This is a genomic window from Sphingomonas sp. RIT328 (genome assembly GCF_000632225.1).
GTDB classification, from domain to species: domain Bacteria; phylum Pseudomonadota; class Alphaproteobacteria; order Sphingomonadales; family Sphingomonadaceae; genus Sphingomonas; species Sphingomonas kyungheensis.
Genome location: NZ_JFYV01000045.1, coordinates 194285 through 205152 on the forward strand (window position 1 = coordinate 194285; position 10868 = coordinate 205152).

The window sequence follows — 10868 nt, forward strand, 5'->3', positions numbered from 1 at the left end:
GTATTCGCAGCCTATCTCGCCGATTTTCTTGAGGCCGGAGGCGGTTGACCACGCCACATCGTCGGTGCCGTCTTGCACGGCTCGTGATGACTTTCGGAGTTCCTGAAGGCCGCGACCGCACTGACCCGCGCGAGGAATGTAGCCGCCAAGCCTTCTACCGCGCCGCCCCGTATTTGTCGGTCTGCCGCCTCCCAACCAGCATTCCGCTCTCCAGCCGAGCACACAGCGCCGCGTAGTAGTCGGTGAGGAAGCCGTCGTCGTCGCCGTCGTCAGGCAGCCCCGCCTTGCGCCGGATTGTCGCCGCGACCGCGGTCCGTGCAAGCCCGTCGCGGCCGCGGATCACGTCTTCCAGGGCCTGGAGCTCGAATTCGCCATACAGTCGCAAGGCGGCCTCGGGAAACGCTCGGCGCGGCCGGTCGTCGACCATCGCAAGGTCGGCGGCGAGCGCGTGCGCCCCGGTCTGCACCACCCAAGTTCCTGCCACCAGATCGCCGATGCGCAGGCGATCGCGGTTGAACAGCGGAAAGAACAGGAAGATGCCCGTCCAGAGCAGCGCAAAGATTGTCAGGAACGCATCGGCCGTCCCCATCGCCGCCTGCGCCCCGAGAAAGGAGAGTGGCAGGAACACCTCGATCTCGCGCATCGCGTTGCGCGCCAGCACGGCGCCACCGGTCAGCCTCGCCCCATCCCGCGCGATGACGCGCAGGCCCATCAGCCGCTTGCCCGGAGTCGCGCCGCGCCCGCTCGTCTCGAACAGCACGAACCAGCCGTTGCGCAGGCAGAAGGCGCCGATCAGCCACAGGATGCCGGCGAGCTCCGCACGCGCCGCGACGGCGAACGCGAACAACCCCAGCGAGGCCGCGACCAGCACGCACAGCATCAGCACGACGTCGATAAGGAACGCGGAGGCGCGCGTCCCCGCGCCGCCCAGCTCCAGCTGCAGGTCGACGCCCTCCGGCGTCACGAAGCCGCGGCGCAGCGTCGCTGGACCGTCTTGCCGCGGACTATTGCGAAGCGCGCGCCGCATGCCGCCTCCCGATCCCGTAGTAGTAGACCAGCCACACCGCCAGCATCGCCAGGCCGATGGCCGCGCGCGAGGCGTCGCGCGTGACCACCTGTCGGCCGATCCCCTCCAATATCGCGGCGACGGCGAGCATCAGCACGACGCCGGCCACCGCGACCGCAGCGGTACGCCCCGCCTGCACCAGCGCCGCCATCCGCGACTGCCCGCCGGGGAAGGCGATGGCCGTGCCGATCCGCATCCCCGCCGCGCCCGAGACGATGATCGCGAACATCTCGGTCGTGCCGTGAATCGCCAGCCAGGCGAGGAAGTTCGGCCCCAGTCCCTTACTGGCGAACACCGCGATCATCGCCCCCAGCATCAGCCCGTTGTAGAGGATCAGCAGCGCGGTCGGCACGACGAAGGCGAACCCGAGGGCGAACGCGAAGATTGCGATTTGCGCATTGTGGTTGAACAGGAAGCCGGCGAAGGTCCCCAGCCCGTCGCTCTGGGTCTTGTAGAGCGTCGCGCGCAGCGCCTCGGGCGACGCGGTCGGATCGCGGCCGCCCGCCAGCGCTTCGGGGATGATCCCGTAGTACCAGCTAGGGTCCGACCGCACGAGCCAGTAGGCGGCGATCGCGCCCAGCACGGTCAGCACCGCCATCACCACCGTCTCGCGCCACAGCGAGGCGACCGCCGCCGGCCAGCCATGGGTGAAGAAGTGCCGCACGTCGCGCCATGCCGAACCGGACACGCCATACAGCTGGAAGTAGGCGCGCGCGCACAGCTGCTCGAGGTAGTCGACCACCGCGCGGTCGAGCGACGTCTCGCGCGCGACCGACAGCGACGACAGCGTCGTGCGATACAGCAGCGGCAAGGCGAGCAGGTCGTCTTCGGACAGCGCGCGCACCGACCGCTTCTCGATCCGCCTCAGCAGGACGTCGAGCCTCGCCCAGTCTGCCTCGTGCGCCGCGCGGAAGCGGCTGGCGTTGAGCAGCGGCGGCGCCGCCTCGACGAACGCGCTCACGACAGGCCCCTCCGCTTGAGGTCGACGTAGCCTTCGACGAGCCGCTCGGCGACCTGGTCGTGCCGGCTTTCGACGACGTGGACCCCCATGTGGCGCAGGCGCAGCAGCACCAGCCGCCGGTCGCGGAGCAGCGCCGCGGCCGTCACCGCGCGCGTGACGTCGGCGGGCACGGCGGGCGGCGCCTCGACGATCGTCTCCAGCTCGTCGTCGCGCAGAACCACGACCAGCACCAGATGGGTCTTCAGGAGCCGCGCCGCCGCACGGACCAGGAAGTCCGCGGAGGTCGGATCGGTGAATTCGGTGAACAGGACGATCATCGAACGTCTCGTCAGCTTGGCGGCCAGCGTCGTCAGCGCGAACGTGTAGTTTGTCTCGTCGCCGCTGTAGTCGATCCCCGCCGCGAGCAGCTGGAGTTCGGGAAAGGCCCCCGATCCGCCGATGAAGCCGCTGGCGACGCGCGGACGCGAGTCGAAGGCGTGGAGCGCGACCCGGTCGCCGAGCTTCAGCGCCAGCCAGCCGGTCAGCAGTGCCGCGGAGATCGCCCGGTCGATCCGCGGGATGCCGCCGACCGGTTCGGACATCTGCCGCCCGGCGTCGATCGCGAAGACGATCTGGCTGTTGCGTTCGGCCTGGTAGTCCTTGGCGTAGAGCCTGCGATGCCGCGCGGACTGCTTCCAGTCGATCGCTCGCCGGTCCATGCCCGTGCGGAACTCGACAAGGGCGTCGAAATCGGTGCCGTCGCCTCGGTCGGTCTGCGCCAGCAGTCCCTGCACCGCGTGGCGCTGGAACACCTGCGCGCCCTGTTCGCGGATCGCCTCGACGTCAGGCAGGATCGGCAGCGCGCGCGCGCCGTCGATGCGCCGCTGTCGCCAGATCAGGCCCAGAGGCCCCGCCCAACGCACCCAGACCGTCTCGAAGCTCGCGGTCCCCCGGCGCAGCGGCGTCAGCGACAGAGCGGCGGCGCCTCTGCCCCGATCGAGCGGCACGTCCAGCCGCGGCCCGTCCGGAAACGTCACCAGCGGATCGCGCGTCACCGCCACCTGCACCGCGGCCGGCGGACGCCCGCCTGCGACCGACACCGCGACAGGCATGCTCGCCGTCACCCCAACCGGCGTCGACGGCGGCAGCGCCACGACCACGTTCACCCGCGCACGTCCCAGCAGCGCGTCGGCCGCCGCCAGCGCCACCACCGCGAGCGGCCAGCCGAGCCCCGCATACCAGGACGCCGGAAACAGCAGAGCGACCAGCAGCGCCAGCGGCGCTCCGATCGCCGCCGCCAGCACCGCGATGCGGGTCGGATAGATCAACGCGGCGCCTCGATGGTGTCGATGATCCGCGCGACCACGTCCTCGATCGCGCGGCCGCCGATCTCGGCGGCGGGCGACAGGATCAGTCGGTGGCGCAGCAGCGCCGGCGCCAGCGCCTTCACGTCGTCGGGGATGACGAAGTCCCGTCCGTCGAGCGCCGCGCGCGCCCTTGCCGCGCCCGCCAGCATCGCACCCGAGCGCGGCGAGGCGCCGCTGTCCAGATCGGCGACGTCGCGCGTGCCGCGGATCAGCGCGACGATGTAGTCGATCACCTCGTTGACCAGCCGGACGCTCGCCACCGTCGCCACCGCGGCGTCGATCGTCGCCGCATCGGCGCGCGTCTCGACGCCCCAGTCCGCCGGCGACATCGCCGCCTGTCGCGCCCCATGGCCCGCGACGATCCGGCGTTCCTCGTCGGCGGAGGGATAGGCCACGATCTGCTTGAACAGGAAGCGGTCGAGCTGCGCCTCGGGCAGCGGATAGACGCCCTGCTGTTCGATCGGGTTCTGCGTCGCGACGACGGTGAAGCGGCTGCTGAGCGGCAGGCTGTCGCCATCGATGGTGACGGTGCGTTCCTGCATCGCCTCCAGCAGCGCGGCCTGCGTCTTTGGCGAGGTGCGGTTGATCTCGTCCGCCAGCAGAAGCTCGGTGAAGATCGGCCCGCGCGTCAGCGAGAAGGTCGAGCTCTGGAAGTTGAACAGATTGGCGCCGACGATGTCACCGGGCATCAGGTCCGGCGTGAACTGGATGCGGCCGAAATCGAGGCCGAGGGTGCGCGCGAAGCTGTGCGCGAGCAGCGTCTTGGCGGTGCCCGGCGGGCCTTCCAGCAGGATATGCCCGCCCGCGAACAGCGCGACAAGCATCAGGTCGACGGTGGCGTCGTGGCCGACGACCGCCTTGCCGACTTCGGCGCGGATGGCCTGTCCCAGCGCCTGGACCTCGTTGACCGTCACCGCGTCTTCTCCTGTTGCCATTGATGCAGCGCCTGCGCGCTGGCGAGCATGTCCGCCGCGTGTTCTGCGGCGATCGCGTCGGCGACCAGCGTGGTGAACCGCGTCGATCCCTGCAGACGGTCAAGATAGGCGTCGGCCTCCGCGTCGCTCAGCCCCGGTGGCACGCCGAAGATCGCCCGTGCGCGCTCGCGGAGCAGCGCGGCGTAGCGCGGGCCGAGACCACCTTCGTGACCCGCCTTGCGCACGATCGTCGCGCTGTTGTCGATCAGCGCGGTCTTGCCGAACGCGATCGCGCGAGCCGGCGGCTGCACAGGGCCGAAGCGGATGAGCGCCTGCCATCCGACCAGTGCCAGCGCGACCACCGACGCCAACGTCATCGCCAGGAACGGCGGTTCGAAAGCGAGCTTCAGCGGACTGCGGCCACGGCCGAGGCCGTTCAGCGTCACGTCGAAGGCGATGCCGGTGGCTCCGGTCGAGTTGACGAAGTCGAGCAGGTCCAGCCCGGCGCGCGCGCGTTCAAGACGGCGGATGCCGTTGTTGTCGAGGAGGTCGGGATCGGAAAGGATGTAGACCGGGCTCTGACCGATCTGTCCCAGCACGATGCCGCCGGCGTCGTCGGTGACGAGCGGCGTCAGGGCGGGCGAACGGACCACCTGCAGGGGCCGCGGCGCCGCGACCGAGAGCGACGCCGGCGCCCAGCGCACCGCATGCAACGGCCGGCCGCCGCTAGGATGGCGGGTCACGACCATGGGGGTCGCCGGCGCCAGCGTGCCCGCCGGGTCGGACGCGGGCAGCAGGCCGACGACGTCCACCCATCCCGCCACGTCCCGGTCCGGGGTCGTCGCCCATTTGGGCAGCACGATCAAGGTCGCGCGACCTCGGCGGGCGGCCATCAGCCTGCTCATGTCGACCGTGCCGTGTTCGGGCGTGGCGACCACCAGATCCTCGGTCCTCCACTCGCCCTCCGCGCGGATCAGCCGTGGGTTGCGCCCGGTCGCGCGCGCCAGGTCGACGATCCCCGCGAAGCCGGTGGCGGCGTTGGAGAGCGCGTGCGTGCCGCCGTTGCGCCCGGAGCGGAGATCTGGCGCATAGGCGCCGAGCAGCAGCGATCCCGCGAAGCCGACAATGCCGATGACGAGCATCAGCGCGACCGTCAGCGGCGAAAGGACGCTGCCCGCGCTTCGGCTCGATCCGCCGCCCGACGCGCCTATCGCGAGCTCGCTCATGGCCGCCACCGCTGCGGGAGGGCAAGGTCGGCGTAGGCCCCGCGCGCGACCTGCCATTCCTCCCGGCCGATCGGGCGCCCGCCGAACAGGCTGCGCTCGACCAGACCGGCAATTTGCGCGAACAGCGGGCGGACCGCGGCCGGCAGCAGCGCCGCCGCGGCGAGTTCGCGGCTGGTCAGCGACGGGCGCCGTAGTGCCGGCCTCCGACGCGCGATGTCCTCGATCGAGTGGAACAGCAGGTGATGGATCGCCTCGGCGAAGCGGCCCTCGCCCGCCAGCCGATCCGCCGCGTTGAGCCAGGCACGTGCAGGCGCTTCGTCCGGCGTCCAGACCTGATCGACCGCGTCCTGCGTCGTCTCGCGCCGCCGGCGTGCGGGCAGGCGCCATTCGCGCGACCGGATTCGCACGACGATCATCGAGATCACCGCAACCGCGATTCCGGCGAGCAGCATCCAGAGCAGGATGCGCGCGTAGGGCGCATCGGGCATCAGGCCGGTCAGCCGGCGAAGGAACCGGACGATCGGGCGGAACAGCTCGGCGAGCCAGCGCGCCACCGTACGCAGCCACGCGGGCGGCTCGGGCGGCGGCGGCGGCCGCGTCAGCGCGAACTGGATCGAGGGATCGGCGCGCAACGCGGCATGGGCGCTCGCCAGCCGGTCGGCACCCGCCGTCACACCCTGTGCTGAAGCCCCTATCGTGCCCTCCCAGCGACGCTCCGCTGCCCCGTGGCAGACTGTAGCCGGATCGACTGCACGCGCAATCCGCTAACCGCCGCTTTGGTCGGAGAAGATCGGGCTGGACACCGCGGGGGCGCCTTGCCACCTTCCGAGGACGGAGCCGGGAGGGGGATCTTTATGGCGAGTCAGTCTGTCGGCAGGTCACGCCGCGCCCTGTCGGTCGGCGGCGTTTTCGGCCGCAGCTTCGGCATCATCAAGGACAATCCGATCGCGACGCTGGGCGTAGCGTTTATTCTGATGGCGCTGCCGCAACTGGTGCTGAGTCAGTTCGCGGGGCGTAACTGGATGTTGGAGAAGCTGCAGGGCGGCGCCTACGCGCTGTTCGGCGTGTACGGCATCATCGTCGGCGTGCTTTGGCTCGTCGCCAGCGGCGCGCTGGTCCAGGCGGCGGTTGCGCACGACCAGGGCCGGCGGGCTGACCTCGCGGAAACCCTGCAGGTCGGCGTGCGGCGCTTTCTTCCTCTGTTCGCGGTCTACCTGCTGTTTCTCCTCGGCGTATGGGCCGCCAGCATCCTCCTCCTGGTGCCGGGCATCATGCTCGCCGTGATGTGGTCCGTCAGCCTGCCCGTGATCGTCGCGGAGCGGCCTGGCGTGTTCGGCGCCTTCGGACGCAGCCGCCATCTGACGAAGGGCGCACGTTGGCACGTCTTCGGCATCCTGCTGCTGGCCCTCGTCTTCTACATGCTCGCCTCCGCGATGGTCGGCGTGGTCAGCGTGGCGGGCTATGGCAGCTTCGGCGCGATGACCGGCGGCGGGCAGCTCCGCGCGATGCCTGCGCCGTCGCTGTTCCTGCAGCTTCTCCAGTCGGTCGTCACCACCGTGTCGCTGACCTGGTTCACGCTCGTCGGCGCCTCGCTCTTCATCGAGCTGCGCCACTGGAAGGACGGTCCCGACGTCGATCGCCTTACCGAGATCTTCGCCTGACGGGGACGATCGTACGCCGCACCACGACGACGGCGGCCGTCTCTTGGACGCGACCGATCTATATGGCCGACCGGCCATCGTATTCGCCTTCCGCCGGCGGAGGGCGGTAACAGCGTCACGGCGCTGGACGTCTGAGCGCCGGCACGGCAGGCCTCGTCCCCACCGGCGGTTCCTGCGGTTCGAAGCGCAGCTCCGGTCGGCGGTCGCCGCCGCTGGGTCGCGGCGACGGATCGCGACCCAGCGGTTTGCAGGTGGCATTCCGGAGTCGTCGGGCCAGGCGCCGGGGGAGGACCTGACGTGCGCCTCGAAGAGTCCGAACTGGAGCAGCCCAAGCCCCCCCACCCCCCGAACCGTCGACGTGGCCGCATCGTTGGGGCGGAGCCACGCCCTGCGTCTACGAACCGACCGGCCCGGCGAGTTGGATCGGGTGGACGTCCTCCACGAGACGGAAGAAGGTGGCGCCCATGGCGTCGGCGGCCTCGAGCTGGACATCGGCCTCCGTTGGCAGCAGCGGATGTCGGACCAGGTCTCCCACAACCCAGCTCCTAGTCGACGCGACGGGGTCGCGAAGGGCAGGACGTATCCTCAGTCCGGTATTCCAAGTCAGCCGGATGCCGGGCAGGTCGGCTTCGAGGCGCAGTCGCCCGTATCGGGCGACGACGCTCACGTGCTCCCCGTCGAGGTGGCCCCACAGCGTCACGTGGCGACCGCAGCCGACGCCTTCCTTGCGCTCGGCCAGCATGGTCTCGACGACCTCGCCCACGGTGCGCCCCGCGGCGAGGATCGCGTGCTCCGCGACGGCTTCGATCTCGAGGAAGGCCCCCTGCCGGTCCAGCCGAGCCTTGGCGTTACGGCGGGCCGTCTGCGCCTTTCGGAGCCTCCCGACGTCTTGACAGGCCTCCTTCGCCGACCTGCCTTCGACGAGCTCGACGTAGGGCTGGAGGAGGTCGTCCAGCAGCCGCATCCGGACCCAAAAGCCACGGTCGGCCAACGGTTGAGGTCGGCCGAAGCCTGCCGGAGCGAAGCGCACCGACAGCAGCTCCATCGGGAGCCGGCCGCGCGCGATCTTCGCGCGGACCGCCGCCTCGACGATCCCCAGCCGCTCGATGCCCGGCTCGTCGGCGACGGCGAGGAAGACGTGCATCATCACGTCTCGGGAGAGGGCGTCGAGATCCACCCGGCCCCCGGACATGGGAAAATGTCCGCCGGACTGATTTCGGATGGTCAGGACGGTCGTGCCGACGTCGACGTCCACCGCGAGGTCGTAGCGGTTGGACGGGCTCCAGTGCTCCTCCGCGACGAAGTCGGCGGGCGTGGGGGCGCGGACGTCGGGATCGCGCAGATCCGCCAGGCGGCGGCCGACGAGGATTGAAAGACGCTCGACCTCCGCCTCCGTCAAAGTCCGCTTGCCTATGGTCATGAGGGTCCCTTCCGCCGAGCTTTCGCGAGTTTCGTCTATTCCTGCTTAGTCCGCTCAGCCGATCCTATGGTTCCAAGGGCCATTCCGAGGAGGGTCTGTCCGTCCTCGAAAGGGGCGATCCGAGCTCAGACTTCGTGCTTTCGGGTAACAATGCGGTTGGCGACGAACGTGTCCTCAGGGGCGGGTACAAGTCTGCCGATGTGCTTCGGGTCGGAGCTCCCGAAAGCGATGACTTCGTCGAGTGGTCGCCTAAGGCGCGACCATCGGCGCAGACCGTGGTTCCTCCCCTCTCCGCCGTCCAGGTCGAGGACGCTGCCAGCTACAGGTGTGCGCCCTCGGGCAGGTACTGGAGGGCCCGCAGGATCTCGACGGCCTCGGTTGCCTCGTTGAACATCCCGACGCGGATCGCAGGCCCGATCTGGATCAGCACGCCATGGCGCTTGCTGACCCACGCCTTCTTGACGTGCATGAACCGGTTCCCCTCGCGTGCGAGCATCTGGGCGAGCTTGGGGCTGAAGACGCGATGGATACCGGGCTCCATCCTGTCGCCGAAAACCATGGACGCCCGCTCCTTGTGGACCAACAGCCTCGCGGCGCGGCGGCCACGTCCCGGATACCAGCCAAGCTGCACCCACTGGACGTCGAACGTGTAGGCGGCCGCCCTCGCCAGCGCCGTGGCGTAGGCAGCCGACCGTTCGGCCCGGGTGAGGACGCGCGGATCGAAGCCGGGTGGCTCGAAGCCCGCCAGCCAGTCCGAAAGGATCGCCGCCTCCATGCCCATGTCGCGCCGCGGCTCGTTGGCGCGGCGACATCGGAGATCCTCTTCGACGCTGATCCTGCCGCAGTCCGAGCGTACGTCCGGAGCCATGGTGACGGTGAGGATCTGCGAGTCCCGCCAGACCATCTCGGCGCTCCATTCCCGCCTCGCGCCGCTCTCGTCCCGGTCTACGCCGCGGATGGTCCAAGCCGGTCCCCAGCCCCTTCCCTCTCCTGCTTCGAGCGCCGCGAGGACACGACGCAGCCCGACTGCGGCCACGCTGCTGGTCCGCCTGCTCAGGTGGTTGCACCACGTCGTCACTCGCGGTCTCCGCGCCAACCGCGAAGAACTAGTTCGCGGACGTCGCGACGGCGGGGAGCGGCGTCGCGAGCTACGGGGTCGGACGGTCGGTGGGACTGGGCGCTACCTGTGCGGGGTAGGCAAGCCGCTGATAGTAGTCTTTCAAACCGCCGCATCCTGGCGCTCCCATGGTAAAAGAAACCGATATGCGTCTCGATCCGCCCCTATCGCCAAGACGATCGAAGGCCGCTTGGCTGAACCGGCACACCACTTGAGATGACAAGGGATAATTTTGACGTGCCTTGAAAGCATTGGAGCGCCGATATGCCATCCCCAGAAGGAGCGTGGCCAATGCTTTCGAGGATCGAGTTTCACCGTGTGCGGACCACCTTAGTTGGTCAAGATACAGGCAACTTGGTTGTGACAACGGTTCGAAAGCGACCGTCAAGCATGCCTTCTCCGCACGACAAAGTTATGCGAAAACAAGAGGATGCGATCTGGCCAGGTATTCGCCATTGGCGAACGTGTCACTATAATCAGGCCACTGTGCCAATGACAAAGTGCCGGAGTGTTTGTGAGAACACGATGGTGGGTCCGCCGGGGCTCGAACCCGGGACCTCTCGATTAAAAGTCGCTTGCTCTACCGACTGAGCTACGGACCCCCGCCATCGATCCGGCGCACCTAAGCGCGGGGGCGCGGTCGGTCAACTGCATGTGCCAATTGTCTTACGCTGCGCCCGACCGGCGCCCCCCGCCAGTCGGGCGCGATCGCCGCCAGCGGCGCCAGCACGAAGCTGCGCGCAGCGAGCGCCTCGTGCGGCACGCGAAGCCGGGGTTCGCGCCAGACGCCGCCCGACCAGAGCAGGATATCGAGGTCGATCACCCGCGCCCCCCAGCGGCGGCCGCGTCGCCGCCCGAAGGACGCCTCGATCCGCTTGAGCCGGGCGAGCAGCATCGGCGGCGGCGCGTCGCTGGCGATCAGCACCGCGGCATTGGCGAATCGGCGGATCGACGGACCCAGCGGCGCCGATGCGATTACCGGCGACACCGCGACGATGCCGCCGATCGCATCGATCGCCGCCGCCACCTCCGCCGCCGGGCCGCCGTGCCGCCCGCGCCGGTTCGACCCGATCCCGATCGCATAGATTGCCGTCGTCATGGCGGGGCTTTAGGCGAAAGCGATGACCTTCGATACGCTTGCCCCCGCCCCGCCGGCG

At 69.6% G+C, this 10868-nt stretch carries 10 protein-coding genes and 1 tRNA gene; 1 reads left to right on the forward strand and 10 read right to left on the reverse strand.

The features are described from left to right. Window positions 1-154: 154 nt before the first annotated feature. From BW41_RS16525 to BW41_RS16550, 6 genes are read right to left on the reverse strand one after another with little or no spacing between them, the layout of a single operon-like run. Window positions 155-1027, reverse strand: a complete 873-nt coding sequence (locus tag BW41_RS16525) for an RDD family protein (RefSeq protein WP_037535690.1) — start codon at window positions 1025-1027, stop codon at window positions 155-157. Further along, window positions 1005-2027: a stage II sporulation protein M gene (locus tag BW41_RS16530; protein WP_037535691.1), complete on the reverse strand. Its 1023-nt coding sequence runs from the start codon at window positions 2025-2027 to the stop codon at window positions 1005-1007. Before BW41_RS16530 ends, BW41_RS16525 begins: the two co-directional genes overlap by 23 nt. Then, the gene (locus tag BW41_RS16535) at window positions 2024-3334 is read right to left on the reverse strand and encodes a DUF58 domain-containing protein (RefSeq protein WP_037535694.1); all 1311 of its coding nucleotides are present in this window, start codon (window positions 3332-3334) and stop codon (window positions 2024-2026) included. Before BW41_RS16535 ends, BW41_RS16530 begins: the two co-directional genes overlap by 4 nt. Further along, window positions 3331-4287: an AAA family ATPase gene (locus BW41_RS16540; RefSeq protein WP_037535695.1), complete on the reverse strand. Its 957-nt coding sequence runs from the start codon at window positions 4285-4287 to the stop codon at window positions 3331-3333. Before BW41_RS16540 ends, BW41_RS16535 begins: the two co-directional genes overlap by 4 nt. Then, complete coding sequence (locus tag BW41_RS16545; RefSeq protein WP_037535697.1) at window positions 4284-5513, reverse strand: hypothetical protein; 1230 nt, start codon at window positions 5511-5513, stop codon at window positions 4284-4286. The genes BW41_RS16540 and BW41_RS16545 overlap by 4 nt, the downstream gene beginning before the upstream one ends. Then, window positions 5510-6187: a DUF4129 domain-containing protein gene (locus BW41_RS16550; RefSeq protein WP_235199809.1), complete on the reverse strand. Its 678-nt coding sequence runs from the start codon at window positions 6185-6187 to the stop codon at window positions 5510-5512. The genes BW41_RS16545 and BW41_RS16550 overlap by 4 nt, the downstream gene beginning before the upstream one ends. A gap of 180 nt (window positions 6188-6367) precedes the next feature. On the opposite strand from BW41_RS16550, the gene BW41_RS16555 reads away from it, so the two are divergent. Next, window positions 6368-7174 carry a hypothetical protein gene (locus BW41_RS16555; protein WP_037535701.1) on the forward strand — a complete coding sequence of 269 codons (807 nt, stop codon included), beginning with the start codon at window positions 6368-6370 and terminating at the stop codon, window positions 7172-7174. A 394-nt stretch (window positions 7175-7568) separates the two neighbouring features. Here BW41_RS16555 and BW41_RS16560 read toward each other — a convergent pair whose 3' ends face one another. The 4 genes from BW41_RS16560 to folK form a co-directional block, all read right to left on the reverse strand. Continuing rightward, the gene (locus BW41_RS16560) at window positions 7569-8594 is read right to left on the reverse strand and encodes a hypothetical protein (RefSeq protein ID WP_152542379.1); all 1026 of its coding nucleotides are present in this window, start codon (window positions 8592-8594) and stop codon (window positions 7569-7571) included. 319 nt (window positions 8595-8913) lie between these two features. Then, complete coding sequence (locus BW41_RS16565; RefSeq protein WP_037535705.1) at window positions 8914-9672, reverse strand: hypothetical protein; 759 nt, start codon at window positions 9670-9672, stop codon at window positions 8914-8916. 565 nt (window positions 9673-10237) lie between these two features. Beyond that, a tRNA-Lys gene (locus tag BW41_RS16570) sits at window positions 10238-10313 on the reverse strand. A gap of 20 nt (window positions 10314-10333) precedes the next feature. Further along, the gene (gene folK, locus BW41_RS16575) at window positions 10334-10810 is read right to left on the reverse strand and encodes a 2-amino-4-hydroxy-6-hydroxymethyldihydropteridine diphosphokinase (protein ID WP_037535707.1); all 477 of its coding nucleotides are present in this window, start codon (window positions 10808-10810) and stop codon (window positions 10334-10336) included. Window positions 10811-10868: the final 58 nt, after the last annotated feature.